The 13,519-nt window shown below is 53.5% G+C and carries 16 protein-coding genes; 13 read left to right on the plus strand and 3 right to left on the minus strand.

All coding sequences use genetic code 11. The features are described 5' to 3' along the window. The 7 genes from HNQ64_RS23430 to HNQ64_RS23460 form a co-directional block, all read left to right on the plus strand. The coding region (locus tag HNQ64_RS23430; protein WP_221305552.1) for an ArdC family protein at positions 1–1,020 on the plus strand (1,020 nt) is incomplete at its 5' end. Between the two features lie 464 nt (positions 1,021–1,484). Further along, entirely contained in the window at positions 1,485–1,823 is a 339-nt protein-coding gene (locus HNQ64_RS23435; protein ID WP_221305553.1) for a hypothetical protein, read from the plus strand. Between the two features lie 2 nt (positions 1,824–1,825). Beyond that, entirely contained in the window at positions 1,826–4,294 is a 2,469-nt protein-coding gene (gene mobF / locus HNQ64_RS23440; protein ID WP_184213243.1) for a MobF family relaxase, read from the plus strand. Next, positions 4,291–5,835, plus strand: a complete 1,545-nt coding sequence (locus HNQ64_RS23445) for a type IV secretory system conjugative DNA transfer family protein (protein ID WP_184213245.1) — start codon at positions 4,291–4,293, stop codon at positions 5,833–5,835. The genes mobF and HNQ64_RS23445 overlap by 4 nt, the downstream gene beginning before the upstream one ends. A 48-nt stretch (positions 5,836–5,883) precedes the next feature. Further along, positions 5,884–6,621 carry a hypothetical protein gene (locus HNQ64_RS23450; RefSeq protein ID WP_184213248.1) on the plus strand — a complete coding sequence of 246 codons (738 nt, stop codon included), beginning with the start codon at positions 5,884–5,886 and terminating at the stop codon, positions 6,619–6,621. 44 nt (positions 6,622–6,665) lie between these two features. Then, positions 6,666–7,070 carry a hypothetical protein gene (locus HNQ64_RS23455; protein ID WP_184213250.1) on the plus strand — a complete coding sequence of 135 codons (405 nt, stop codon included), beginning with the start codon at positions 6,666–6,668 and terminating at the stop codon, positions 7,068–7,070. 15 nt (positions 7,071–7,085) lie between these two features. Beyond that, complete coding sequence (locus tag HNQ64_RS23460) at positions 7,086–7,739, plus strand: hypothetical protein (RefSeq protein ID WP_184213252.1); 654 nt, start codon at positions 7,086–7,088, stop codon at positions 7,737–7,739. Here HNQ64_RS23460 and HNQ64_RS23465 read toward each other — a convergent pair. Further along, positions 7,736–8,431 carry a hypothetical protein gene (locus HNQ64_RS23465; protein ID WP_221305554.1) on the minus strand — a complete coding sequence of 232 codons (696 nt, stop codon included), beginning with the start codon at positions 8,429–8,431 and terminating at the stop codon, positions 7,736–7,738. The genes HNQ64_RS23460 and HNQ64_RS23465 overlap by 4 nt on opposite strands. Positions 8,432–8,445: 14 nt before the next feature. Continuing rightward, positions 8,446–8,709, minus strand: a complete 264-nt coding sequence (locus HNQ64_RS23470) for a helix-turn-helix domain-containing protein (RefSeq protein WP_184213256.1) — start codon at positions 8,707–8,709, stop codon at positions 8,446–8,448. A 92-nt stretch (positions 8,710–8,801) separates the two neighbouring features. On the opposite strand from HNQ64_RS23470, the gene HNQ64_RS23475 reads away from it, so the two are divergent. The 6 genes from HNQ64_RS23475 to HNQ64_RS23500 all read left to right on the plus strand — a co-directional run bounded on the left by HNQ64_RS23475 (position 8,802) and on the right by HNQ64_RS23500 (position 12,514). After that, the gene (locus tag HNQ64_RS23475) at positions 8,802–9,047 is read left to right on the plus strand and encodes a hypothetical protein (protein WP_184213258.1); all 246 of its coding nucleotides are present in this window, start codon (positions 8,802–8,804) and stop codon (positions 9,045–9,047) included. Positions 9,048–9,192: 145 nt separating this feature from the next. Further along, positions 9,193–9,555, plus strand: coding sequence for a hypothetical protein (locus HNQ64_RS23480; protein ID WP_184213260.1), 363 nt, complete (start codon positions 9,193–9,195; stop codon positions 9,553–9,555). A gap of 33 nt (positions 9,556–9,588) precedes the next feature. After that, complete coding sequence (locus tag HNQ64_RS23485) at positions 9,589–10,383, plus strand: hypothetical protein (protein WP_184213262.1); 795 nt, start codon at positions 9,589–9,591, stop codon at positions 10,381–10,383. A gap of 45 nt (positions 10,384–10,428) precedes the next feature. Beyond that, on the plus strand, positions 10,429–11,061 hold the full coding sequence (locus HNQ64_RS23490; RefSeq protein ID WP_184213264.1) for a hypothetical protein: 633 nt from the start codon (positions 10,429–10,431) through the stop codon (positions 11,059–11,061). Next, positions 11,051–11,458 carry a hypothetical protein gene (locus HNQ64_RS23495; protein ID WP_184213266.1) on the plus strand — a complete coding sequence of 136 codons (408 nt, stop codon included), beginning with the start codon at positions 11,051–11,053 and terminating at the stop codon, positions 11,456–11,458. The genes HNQ64_RS23490 and HNQ64_RS23495 overlap by 11 nt, the downstream gene beginning before the upstream one ends. A gap of 162 nt (positions 11,459–11,620) precedes the next feature. Continuing rightward, positions 11,621–12,514 (plus strand): DUF4417 domain-containing protein, encoded by an 894-nt coding sequence (locus HNQ64_RS23500; RefSeq protein ID WP_184213268.1) that lies wholly within the window; start codon positions 11,621–11,623, stop codon positions 12,512–12,514. Here HNQ64_RS23500 and HNQ64_RS23505 read toward each other — a convergent pair. Beyond that, complete coding sequence (locus tag HNQ64_RS23505; RefSeq protein ID WP_184213270.1) at positions 12,503–12,976, minus strand: hypothetical protein; 474 nt, start codon at positions 12,974–12,976, stop codon at positions 12,503–12,505. The two genes, HNQ64_RS23500 and HNQ64_RS23505, sit on opposite strands and share 12 nt — an antisense overlap. Positions 12,977–13,519 lie beyond the last annotated feature (543 nt).

Below are 13,519 nucleotides of genomic sequence, written 5' to 3' on the forward strand. Positions count from 1 at the left end.
TTTGTGGAGGGTGGAATGTTTGAGGGTAGAGCCGAAACATCTCGGCAGAATGGAAGCGGATACGGAAGGCAAGCAGTAGCAGGGCGGGGGACATCTCAAGATCCGCGCCTTGATGTTTATGAAGTCGTCACGGCCAGGATTCTTGAAAAGCTGGCCGCTGGGGTGGTGCCCTGGCAGTCGCCAAGCATTGCCCGCGTTGGGTTCCCGAGGAACTTTTCAACGGGCAACTACTACCGAGGAATTAACGTCTTTTTGCTCGGCTCCATGGAGTATCAAAGCCCCTACTTTTTGACCTTCATCCAGGCCAAAGAACTGGGCGGCAATGTGAAGAAGGGTGAAAAAGGATGCCCCATCGTGAAGCTTGGAACCTGGACAAAGGACCTGGAAGGCCAGACCAAAACGGCAGACGATGGAAGCCAGGAACAGGCCACCGAGAAACGCCAGTTCTTGAAGCTCTACACGGTTTTTAATGCCTGCCAGATTGAGGGCATCGAGTTTCCGGAGCCGCCCAAGTGCGACACGTTCACCGAGTCCCAACAGGCAGAAGCAGCCCGCCAGATTGTGGCCGAGATGCCCAACCCGCCGAGCATCTTTGAAGGCCGCAAAGCGACTCCGTGTTACGTTCCGGCAGAGGATGCCGTCGAAATGCCCAGCCGGGAGACGTTTCGCGCCGAGTGGCGATTCTACAAAACCATGTTCCACGAGCTGGGGCACAGCACCGGCCACCAGTCGCGCCTAGCTCGAAAAAGCCTTCTGGAAAATCGCGGCATGGCCGCAAGTGGGGAGGCTGCCAAAATCTACGGCGTCGAGGAGCTGGTCGCAGAAATGACAGCCGCCTACCTTGGAGCCGCTGCCGGCATCATCGAGGACGATTTCGACAACTCTGCTGCCTACCTCAAAGGCTGGATGGATGTCCTGAAGGTCTCCGATCACAAGAAGTGGCTCGTCCAGGCAGCCAGCGAGGCACAGAAGGCCGCTGATTACATTCTGGGAGCCGAGACAGGCAAACCCCTGGAATGACCCGTCAGGTGACCGGGCAGGGGCCTTTACGGCCACCTCCCGGCCATGTCCTGCAATGCCCCGACAGCCACAACCCGCCCAACCACCCCAGACAGCCCTCGACCACAAGCACTCACACAACCCACAGCCACCAAGCCCCGAACGAGCTCCACCAGCTCAGAACCTCAAGCCAGGCCACCGCCACCCCATCAGCCTGCACCCACCCAGACGACCAGCTCAGAGCACCAACAACCCAACCCCAGGTCTGCCCGCTCGGCCCCCGAACGGCCTCGCATCACAGCCGCCAGATCCCGACGACTACAGCACGGCGACGCCCCCCAAACTACAACTCACACCCGATGCACCTTCGATGTAAACAAAGACTCACAAAACCCTTTATTTTCAGTGTCCAACGTGTTAACATCTTGTTTACGTTTGAGGCTAAACCCTTGAATTTAGAACGGTGTTTATGTAAACGGAGAATTATGGCAAAAACTCCCAAGACAGACCGAACAACTCCCATCGCTTTTCGACTCAGCGATGACAAGCAACGACGCTTGACTGCGCTTGCATCAGCCGAAGGGTTGTCTTCTGGAGAGTATGCCCGCGAGCTGGTCTTGACCAAGATAGACGAGCACGAAATCATCAATCAGGAGGTTCAGCAGCTCCGCGCTGAGTTCCAAGTTTTCCGCTCGGATTTTGCCCTGGCTGTTGAGGCACTCCTGGTGGCTGCCAGTAACAATCATCCACTGACGGCCGAGCAAGCTCGCCAGTGGGTAGATGACCGAATTCGCCGTCCATCCAACCTACCAAGGAAGGCCTGAAGATGTTGTCTGTTTCTGCCATGTCTGGAGGTCAGGGGGCTTACTACACAGCTCTTGCCCGTGAAGACTACTACCTGGAAGGTGGTGAACCCCCTGGCGTCTGGTGCGGCGAGGGGGCCAAGGCTTTGGGCTTCTCAGGTGAAATTGATAAAGAAGTCTTCTCAAAAATCTTTGATGGCTTGGACGCAAAAGGACGGCCCCTTGTCCAAAATGCTGGCCAGGAAAACCGACAAGCAGGATGGGATCTGACTTTTTCGGCTCCCAAATCGGTCTCCGTTCTCTGGTCACTTCTGCCATCTGAGGCAGGGGCCAAAATCCGAGAATGCCAACTGGAGGCAGTCCGAAAAGCTTGCCAGTATCTCGAAGATGAAGCTGGATGGACTCGACGCGGAAAAGCCGGAGCAATCCGTGAAAAGGCCAGTTTGGTTGTAGGGCTTTTTGAGCACGGAACCAGCAGAGCAGGGGACCCCCAGCTTCATACGCACGCCCTTTTCATGAATCTGGCCGTGCGACATGACGGCACGACCGGGACCATTGAAAGCAAACCGTTTTACCAGCACAAAATGGCTGCTGGTGCTTTGTATCGCTCCGAGCTGGCCGCCCAGCTCCAGCAGAAACTTGGCGTCGAGATTGAGCGTGTTCGCTCATGGTTCGAGGTGAAGGGGATCGACAAGAACCTCACAGAACACTGGTCCACTAGGCGAAAAGAAATCGAGGAAGCCTTGGCACAATCTGGGTTCCAAAGTTCCAAGGCTTCCGAAATGGCAGCACTCAACACGCGCCACGTCAAACAGCACATTGCCCGTGAGGAGTTGTTTGAAGAATGGAAAGTCAAAGGCAAGGAAATGAACTGGGGCGCTGAGCAGGCTCAAAGCATCGTTAAAGATAGGCCGTTTCTACATCGAGACCCTCCCCAAGTTGCGAAAGCTCTCGCACTCAAAGAGGCTTTGGAAGACATCACCAATCACCAGGCTTTCTTTTCAGAACGCGAGTTTGTTCGCAAAGTAGCCGAGGAAGCCCAAGGCAAAGGGATCGGTGCCGATGATGTTCGGAAGGCGACTCGCGACTATCTGGAGCACAACGCCGTTCATTTGAGAAGAGGCGACCAGCTCTTTTTCACCACCCCTGAAATACTGGAAATGGAAAAAGACATGCTTTCCAGAGCTGACAATTCGCGCAACGGCACACTGCACCAGGTTGGGGATCTGGTGGTGGATCAGGCCATCAAGGAGAATTCGCACCTTCGACACGAGCAGAAAAGGGCGATTGAACACATTACCCGAGGAAAGGGCAGCATCGTTGCCGTTTCTGGGATGGCAGGCACAGGCAAAACCACCATGCTCAAAGTTGCCGCTCAAATATGGAGGGAAAGTGGCTTCATACCGCGCGGAATAGCCCTTTCCGGCAAAGCGGCTGATGGACTTAACACCGAGGCTGGAATTGAGAGTTCCACCATTGCCAAAGCCCTGTTTGATCTCGAAAAAGAGAGAAATCTGCTCACTGAAAAAACAGTTCTCATTCTGGATGAAGCTGGAATGGTCGGAACCAAGCACATGAGCAGATTGATAAAAGAGGCTGAGAAAGCGAAGGCTAAACTGGTTTTGGTCGGCGACGCCAAGCAGTTGCAACCTGTAGATGCCGGAGGTCCATTTGCCGCCATCGTGGATCTTCTGGGTGATGTCAGAATGACTGAGATCATCCGTCAAAAGGAACCTTGGGCCAGGGAGGCCGTGCTCGATATGGCAAATGGAGTGGCATCCCGTGCTTTGGAAGCCTTTGCCAGCAGGGGCCAAGTTTCAATCACTGACGACAAGTCGCAAGCGCGAAGCGTTCTGCTGAAGGCTTGGGAGGTGGCCGGACTTGAGAAGCCCCAGGAGAATTTGATTCTCACAGGCACAAATCAAGACGCCGTCATTCTGAATAGAGATGCCCAAGCTGTGCGCAAAAAACAGGGTTATCTGGGTGACGAATCAGTCAAAGCGGCCGGAGAAGTGTTTCACCAAGGGGATCGAATTTTGTTCACCAAAAACGCAGCGCCAAGAGGAATCCGGAACGGCTCCATCGGAACCATCGACAAGGTCGAAAGCCAGCTCAGCCAGCTTCATGTCATTTTGGACAATGGGCGTAGGGTCCAAGTTCCTCTTGAAGACTATGACTCGGTTAAGCTCGGCTACGCCGTTACCACTCACAAAAGTCAGGGCATGACGACGCAGAACACCTTTATTCTCACAGATGAAGCAATGCAGGACAGGGAGTTGTCTTATGTCCAAGCATCAAGGGCGAGAGGAACAACGAGGATCTTTACCACCACGCAGGAAGCAGGTATCGACATGAATCAGTTGGTGAAGTCGATGAGCACGAGTCATCAAAAAGAACTGGCCTCTTCTCTCCAAACGGTGGCAGCCATACAAAAGCCAGACCTTGAACGGGCTAATTCCGCCCGAACCACTGACATTTCAATTCAGCTATGAATCCACATCCGCAGGCAAGGCCCGATAAACGGGACCCATCTGATTACCCGTTTTTGTGGGGTGAGTATTTTTTGCCTTGGAGCCGTGCAAGAGAGCACTTTCTGGTAATGGGGGCCACTGGATCGGGAAAAACCGTTCTGCTCAGGAGACTCATGCAGACTGTGCTACCTCAGATTGGCACTAGTGCAGCCCCAGGGCGCAGAGCGCTGGTCTATGACTCGAAAAAGGACATGATCTCTGTCCTCCTGGGCATGGGAGTTCCAGAAGAAAGGATCGTTCTCATGAATCCATTCGATGCCCGAAGCTTTGCATGGGATATGGCCGCAGATGTTCAGTATCCACAAGAAGCGACTGAACTAGCCAACCTCTTGATTCCCAAAGAGAAAGACTCACAACCATTCTTCACCAACACAGCCCGAAGTATTCTGCGCGGAGTGATAGAGGTCTTTTTGAACAAGGAGCCAGGCAGATGGACCTTCCGGCACATTCTGTTGGCTTGTGAGGATCAGGAAGTGTTGAGGAACATCCTCAAATCACACGCTCCCACCAAATGGCTCCTGGGACTGATGGAAAAAGAGCAGACCTGGATCGACATCAAATCCACCCTCGACTCTCACCTCTATCGGTTCCGGTTCATTGCCGCCGCTTGGCACGCGGCACAAAAGGAGGGCAGGTCAATTAGCATCAAGCGTTGGCTTGAAGGTGAACAAATCGTTGTCCTCGGCAATGACGACAACGCCAGGTCAGAGCTGGACATCATTAACCGTCTTTTCTTTGACAAGCTCTCACAGTTGATCAATTCGCAAACCCCCGCAGAATCAGAGAAGAAGCAAACATGGTTGTTTTTGGATGAGATCCGCGAGGCTGGAAAGCTCAACACTCTTCATTCGCTTTTGCTCCGCGCTCGTTCGAAGAATTGCGCTGTTGTGCTCGGCTTCCAGGATATTGTCGGTATGGAAGCCGTTTATGGAGAAAAAGAGGCCAGGGAACTGCTGGGGTGCCCTGCAAATCTGGCGCTTCTTCATCTTAACCCTACCGCACATGCCGCTAGAAAATGGGCTTCCGAGGCAATCGACCAGGATGAAATGCGAGATCTCAGCAAAGGGCAAAGCCTCCAATCTGGTGGCTTTTCCCAAAGCACCCAGACAAAATGGGCGCTAAAGCCCATCTTCTATCCCATTGATTTTTACCTCTTCTCTCGTGCCGGCAGCGACAAAGGCATGGAGGGCGTTTATGTGGTCGAAGACCATTTGCACAAAAAGGATTTGGACGGGCACTACCCAGAGAAAAAAGTTCTCCTGACTCACGAAGAACTGTTTGGAGATCACGCTTATGGACTGAAGCCTGAGGCAAACGCCGAATTAAATTATATTCCTCGGAAGGTCTTGGATATGGAACTTCAGCCTTGGGAAACCGCTGGTGAAGACACAAGAAGCCTGCCTTCCATTGCTCCAGCATTTCTGATTGCAGATCGAAACAGGCGAACCCGCGAGGCAACTGCGGCGCCGGAAGGCAACCCATTGATGAATATTCGGCACTGAGATTCTACATTACCCTGACCATTGCGAGAACAACACAAGAACAAGACAATGATAGCAACCGACCAAGCGCGAGAACGCTATAAAACCCTGGAGGTTAAGCTGGTTAACGCCATGACGGCCAGTCAACTTTTGGCGCTCCAAAAAGTGTGTGAAGATGCGGCTCTACAAATCAAGAGCGGCAACCGCATCCTGTTTTACAGGATAGGGTTGGCTTGTTTGGTAGGGTGGTTGTTGTCCGCGTGTTTTAACTCGCTTGCACCGCTGCTGGCTCTTTTGATCGGCCTAGGTGGGTCCGTCTACTACATGATCAAATCCCCAGGAGAGGTGTATTCTGTAGTTTTTCAAAACAGCTCCGGCGACGAGTTTTCGGTTCATGATTGGGTGATGAAGCCTGACAACCCCGCCCTGCTAATGCGCTGGAACCAGTCCGTTGAGGATGCTTCAGACATTAAGACCAAAGCCGTCATTCTGTCAGATCGACAGCGCTCCGCCTTGGAAGCTGGAGATCCAGGGATTGTTGCATATCTTATGAGACAATCCCTACTTATCGTGGGTTGTTTTGTTGCAACAGGCATGGCTGTTACTGCTTCCAAGGAGAACACATGGATCCTTCTAGCTGCCGGGGCGCTAGGTTGTTGGCTCCAGCTGGAAGTGAGGCTCAATGAGATATTCAAAAAACCTCAAGTAATCGACCCCAATGAAACGAGTGCGACAAAAATTTATCAGAAGCTTTTAGAAGCGCTCGATGCTGGTGGAGTGCCTGAAATGAGAAGGAGAGTTCGGTAGATTTTGTGCAACAGATTTGCGAAGCGATTCATAACCTTGGTGCTATGAGCGACGAAAAGAAAAAAGAGCCAACGTGGGAAAAAGATCCGGCAGAATTTATCCTGAATTTGCCGAATGATCCTGTGTGGGCGAATCGAGAAAAAAAAGAGAAGGAGCTGAGGCAGAAGTTTGGTTTGGGTGATGAACCACAGCTCAAAAATTATCCTGATGTTGATACTTGGAGAGAAGCTTTCCGAAAAGACCAAAGGCTGTTCCAGCGAGTTACTGGCTACAAAGAAAGGAAGGATGCCCTGCTAGCTCTTTTTTGGTCGGGCGCTTTTGATGTCCACGACAACGATCCAGAAAACTATAGATGTCTTCTCGGAGTCGCTCAACATCTGAACTATGTATACGGCGAAGCTACTTTGGAAGAAGTTGTTGCAGAATGGAAACGAAGAAACGCGAACTAAAATATCTCTACATCCATGTTCACGATCACCAATCACCAGAAGACACTCGATGAGTTGCGTAATTTTGAGAACACGCGCGAGCGTGGCCTGATCGACCCGCAGATGACGGCTGAAAAGTTCACCGAGCGTCTAAATGAGAACGCGCAGGACAGCTATGAATGGTTAACCAATAAAGGAACGTGGCCACCTAGCTTGGAAGACTTGAAGCAAGTTCACAAGACTCTGTGTAGGGACCTACAAAACGGTGGTGGCTATATTGAGGATGAAGCGCAGGCCCTCAAGTATGAAGAGTCATGTCGGCAGATGATCAAGGACATGGGCACCGATAACAGCCAGCAACGGTTGATAGCGTTGGCCGCTCACACTGCCAGATGCGAGGGCATCGAGCTTTTTAAGGATCACAATAGCACCGTGAACCGACTGGCCTTGGAGGCCCAGATGGATATTTTTCTGGGCAGGGCACAGAGGCCAGGCGTGGATCAGGCGAACTATCTCCAAGCCGTGGATCTGGCTCAAAAGGGAAACCCCCAGGTGTTCGCCGATCTGATTGAATCCAATCACCGTCAGGCGGTCGATGCCAAGCAAGAGATTTGGCAATTCCAGCGTCAAACGCTTGGGCCTGACTATTCGACGAACTGGAGAGATCAAGACCCTTCGATCCGCCGCTAGACCTCGCCCTTTGGAATGGGTGAGAGGAATCTTTCACGGTCAAAGTCCTTGGCGAACCAGGAGCTTAAAGTGCAGGTCATCTGCCACACTTGAAGCTTGAAGGAATCGTCGTCCGTTTTGTGTTTGGAGATGAGTCGAAGCGATTGAGCTAGGGGCATGATCTGCCCATAGTAGATGTCCCGGACCTCGTTGATGCCGGTTGTTTCATCCAGTTGGCTCAGGTCGGTGTTCGACAGGGCTTGAACGAAATCGGCGCGACTCATGTGCTGCCTTGATTTTACGATGGCTTTCACCAGGGGGATGATGACCGTCGAAGCTCCCGGCGCAGCTTTGGAGTTACGTTTCCATTTGGTGGCCTTTAAAGCCTCCTCAATAAGCCTTGCTGTTGCGTCTGCCGAGAATCCCCAACGCAGGGCAAAATCCGCCACAGGAAAGGCTAGGCCAAGCTGTAGGATTTCGCTGGAAACGTTACCCATGGGGCGTTCCAGCCCGGCTTTCTCAACTTCCTTCCAGAAAGCTCTTTCGATGTCGAAGAGGTGGTTGTCCTTGAAAAACACCGCGATGTTTGCAGCATCTTGATCAGCCTGGGTCGGAGGAGCGCTCATTTTCGAGATGAGCTGTTTAATTTTAGAGAACATGGAGTTCAGTGAAGCGAGTGTCTCAAGCGTCGATATTAAACTCTTCCTTTTCAATCTGGAAAAACGGCTCAGTGACCTTCGCTCTTCTTGTTGAAATACTGTTCAGTTCCTAGCGGATAAAGCTCTGGAATTGGAACTTTCAGCGCCTTTGCCAGCTCAATCAACTCGAAGTCGGCAATCCATCGGACGCCTCCTTCAATGCGAGCGATAACGCCTCTGGACACGTCCCAGCCTGCGAGCTGGCATGCTACGGCCAGATCATTTTGAGACATTCCTTTGGTGGAGCGAATCCGCATCACCTGCGGGCCGACAATATTGCGAGGGGCTTCCATTTTGAGCCCCCGACACTATACACAAAAACGCTTGCGATTGTCTGGAAATCCAGACAACATGTCTGGGATTCCAGACAAGCCCAAACACACATATGAAAATCAACTTCACCCATCGCATCGGCCCGGACCCACACGCGAACGGCCAACAAACTTCTTCTGCCAACGGTTGCCCCGACATCTGGGAGATTGAGGGGGGAGACTTCGCAGTGATTGGCCCCGACATCACAGAATTGGTCGGAGCCTTGCCGCCAACGGCCGGGTGCGGCCCCGACGAAAGAATCATCAGACTGCCTCGGCGGATTTTGCTCGATGCCAGGTCGGCGATTCCCCTCAGTTGAGATCTACCGCAAACCACAAGGCTTGTGATACAACCACCGCATGTGGCAGCACGTGCGGTGGTTTTTTGATCAATATGGGCAGACAGTAGAAAGCGTTGGAATCATCGGAAGCCTTTGCTTTGCAGCGCTCGCTTATCGCGCTGACATGCGGACGAGGAAGGCGGATATTCTCATTCGGATTACCGAGGGGCACCGGCAGATCTGGAGTCTCTATGACCAACACGCTGAATTGTCCCGAGTCTTTGATTCAAAGGTGGATTTGAAGGCTGCACCGCCGACCACCAGGGAACTGCGGTTTATCCAGTTCGTGATCAATCACATCGTTATCACGTTCAAGTCGCACAAGCTGGGCATCTACCAGAAGCCTGAGGCCCTGGAAGAAGACATTCGAGACTTCTTCTCATGGCCAATTCCTCGCGAGACCTGGAAGAGAGTCCGCCGTTTCCAAGATGCGGATGTCATTGAGTTCTTTGAGCAAGCCATCAAAGGCACAGACAAAAAAGCCTAGCTAAATTCTTACCTCAGGGGCACCGTTTCCCTGATGCGGATCGATTTGAAGAACATCGACAATCTCGTGAATGCCCTGCGGCAGGGGCGAGCTGTCGAGTCCAAAGTTGAAGACCTGTCTCTTGGTGCCGCGATGGAGTTGGCAGCCTGGCTCTTCGATGGAACGACGAAGCCCCAAAACCCTCATCAACAGTTCCTTGCGAATCGGCTTTTTGCTGAGGCTTGGAGATTGTTTGAAGGTGGCAGACCGAACAACCCTTGGCGTCCTTGGGATGCCGTCGATGAGGCTTTCTTTCCCGTCCGTGGCGCGGATAGCTTGGAAGGTGAGGACTGGGGTCAAGTCCTCCAAAGGCTCAAATCGGCACTTCTCAGAAACGGCTTCCCAGACGGTTTTCACAAGGGAATGGCCTCGGCGTTTGCCGACATGGCCGACAACATCATACAGCACAGCGTTTTTGGAACCGTGCGGGAGCTGAACGGCATTGTGGCTTATCAGGTGAGACCCAAAGAAGTGTCCTTCACGATAGCAGATATCGGGATTGGTGCGCTGCAATCCCTCTCTTCAAATCCTGAGTATGCCGGGCTTTCCAGCAGTCGTAAGGCCCTGGACTTGATCTGCCGAAACAAAGCTTCACGCCGCGTGAATCAAGGAGCAGGGCAGGGATACAACGATCTGTTTATTGCGCTGGCTAGCTACAACGGACTGGTGCGCGTCCGGAGCGGAGACGGGGTTTTCAGCATCGAGGGAGAGATTGGCCGCATTGAGCCGCAAACGGCGAGCTTGCACCCAACGCCAGGACTCCAGCTCTCAGTGGAATGTAGAATCTGAAAAAAGTCTTTGCTCAGATTAGAAAGTGAGTGAATGATTGAAATCATGACCACTCACTCATTGCTCCGCGACAAGAACCCGATCCGGTTCGGGGCTACTCGCGCCCAGGCGGACATGCAGGGCGTTTTGGAGTCAATCCGCAGCCAGACAGGCCTTGTTCAAGTGATGCTCGACTATAAAGGTATCGAGGCCGTCAACGGCAGTTACGTTCGTGCTTCGGTGGCATGGATGACTCGCTGCGGGATCGCAGCCAGGGCAGGGGAAACCCAGCCCCAAACGCCACCGCTTGATCCATGGGAAATCCGTCCGCTGCCGCTTCGTGCCGTTTTCGCGGCCCACCTTTCAGGTGAAGTCCGCGAAGAAATCGACCTCTACTTCAAAAAGGAGCGTCTCCCATGCCTTGAAGCCATGTCTTGGAAAGGGGACCAAGTGGGCCGCGTGCGGCTGCTTGGACACCTGGACCAGCAGCTTGTCCGCGCTCTCGACTGCCTTGTTTCCCTGAAAAAGGATGTCGTCGCGGAGGATCTTTGGAAGGCTTTTCCCGATGACCGAATCGGCCTCACGGCCTGGAACAACAGACTCTCAGAGCTTTACCAACGGCACATGGTAAGCCGGGCCAAGGACGGCAAATTCTGGCGCTACTCACTCGAGTTCAAGGAGGTCGAATATGGGATATGAATACCAGCAGAAGAACAAGTTGTTGGCGCTGCAAGCCAGGGAACGGCTGCGTCAAGAGCAGATCTCCACAGATGGCGACCTGTTCTCTCACTTGGTGCCCAAGGATGCCACCATGCGCTTTCGCTGCCAGGTCGATGTGAGTTCGGGTGACATCAAGGCCGGTGACCAGGTGCTCCTCTACAAAGAAGAGGGAGGCGGAGTGAAGGTTCTCAAACAGCTCAAGCGCATTGGCGCTCTCATGCCAGAAGCCGCCGCAGATTTGCTGGAATGCCTTCCCCAAGATGATTCGACCGAGTTTCACCTGGCTGAAATTGTCTCCGATCCCTGCCCCCTGGATGACACCGCCGATATTGTGGTGAAGGCCCCTCAAAATCAGAAACCCAACTCCGCCAATTAAGTTCTCATGACACCCTGCCACGAATGTGTTTTGCGGCCTCGCTGCGGAGGCCTGGTCAAAGATGGAGAGGCCGAATATACCTGCATGCTTCGTTGCGGTCAGTGCCGCGATAAGCACGGCAACTGCCCTTTTGCCTGCCCCAATAACGAGGCCCGCTTCACCATGATGGTGGGCGAGGTGAAGAGCCTTACCTACAAGCCGGTGACGAAACTGGTGTCCCCTCGGGCCTCCAACTGGTCTTTGTTTGCTCCTCAGATTTACCACGGTTCGCGCCGTTCACGGCCGCTGCACGCTGAATGCGTTTCAATCAGTATCAAGAGCCTGCTGGCTGAAACCAAGCCAGGCGACGGGCCAAGCGAGCTTCGCAAAATCTTCAAACTGGAAGAATCCACCCGCGTGATTGGCCTTGGGGTAGCGCGTGACCATCTCCTTGAAAAGTGGTGGGGCGAACGTGCCCAGGTTGCCGAACGCTTGGCACGGCTTGGACTCGATGGAGTGACGACACCAAACTTCTCCGTTTTTTCTAATGCTCCACGGCCACAGACCATGGTGAGCATCGCCAGGATTCACCACTTTTCAGAAGCCCTCTCGGCGGCTGGAGCCGCCGTCATGCCACACGTTTACGCGGAGACAGATCACGACTGGGAACAATGGAAAACTGTTCTGCGAGATCAGCCAAACGTTCATGCGATCGCCATGGAGTTTCAGACAGGCCTGCTCAAAGAAGACAAGGCTCATCGCTACATCGAGCGCCTTGTTGAACTTCGGGACGCCATAGGGCGCCCACTTCACTTGGTTGCTGTTGGCGGAACCAAATACGCCTCCCAGCTTCTCAAAGCCTTCCCCGGCTCGTTCACGGTGACGGATGCTACCTCGTTCATAAAAACTCTCCACCGGCGGCGGGTGGACTCTCATTCAGCGGAGCAATCTGTGAAGATGGCCGTCCACGAGGACCTTGCGGATCTCCTCCAGCAAAACATCGACTCCAGGGAACTGAAGTTGCGTCGGAAGCTTCGCTTGCCGATGCCGGCAGCAGCGGTGCCGCTAGCGGCATAGCAAGGGCAAATCCAACTGAGAAAACGCACTCAGCTCCAGACCTGCTTCAACGCGCCAGTCGCCCGCCTTGGATTGATGCCGCTTTGCCAGCTCGGGAAGGTAGTCCCGTTCCCAGAGTTTTTTTGGAAGCCAAGTGTCCAGCGACACTTCATAAACAAACTCTCCCACGGTCGCGACCCAATGACGGGAGTGATATTTTTCGGGTCCAGAGATCAAGACCAGGCCTTGATTGGGCCATTGAGTGACTTTTTCCCACCGGATTCCCGCAGAGGCTAGCGCCTTGGTCATCATCGGCAGGTTGGTGTATTGTCTCTCTGGAAACGACGGAAAGTAATGGCGGACTTCCAGGACCTCTTTTCTCAAGAATGCGGCGAAGGCACAGGGGCCGCAGGTTGCACCAAACAACAAAAAGGCCTTCTCGACATCTGAGGGAGCATAGAGCTGGAGGAGGGCTTCAATCATCGGGGTGAATTCGTGAACGTCTTTGGTATCGTCATTTGACACAGAAAAACAGCAAAAAGACTGCTTGGGTGGGGAAAGCCTTCCCCTCGCTGCTACGCTGTGCGCAGCTACCCCTTCCAGCGGGGACACCCCGCAACGCCCCATCTAAATAGGCCTCCCAGTGTGGAAGGCTCTCCAGCCCCGTTTCAGGCACCAACGCGGCCAGCAGCGATGAGGAAAGCCAGCCAAGGAGTTGAGAATTGGCGGATTGCTCCTTCCAGGCCAAACCACGACGACCCCAGCAGTCCCAAGCCGCGCTTCTCCGTCTTGCTGGGAGAGCCACAGTCCAGCGGGAATCACCGAATCATTCACGCTCAGGGCTCACCCATAGATGGCCGCTTCGTTCGGATGATTAAAGCATGAACCCGTTTCCGCCCGGCAACTTCGAGAGTCTGCCAGCATGACTCACAGGACTGCTTCTTGAGGTTTCGCTGACTCTTCTCCTGAATCTTTCTCCCTCCTGGTTGGATTGAGTCTGGCAGAGGCACAGAGCCGTCAACTTCG

It is taken from the genome of Prosthecobacter dejongeii, from assembly GCF_014203045.1.
Classification (GTDB): Bacteria; Verrucomicrobiota; Verrucomicrobiia; order Verrucomicrobiales; family Verrucomicrobiaceae; genus Prosthecobacter; species Prosthecobacter dejongeii.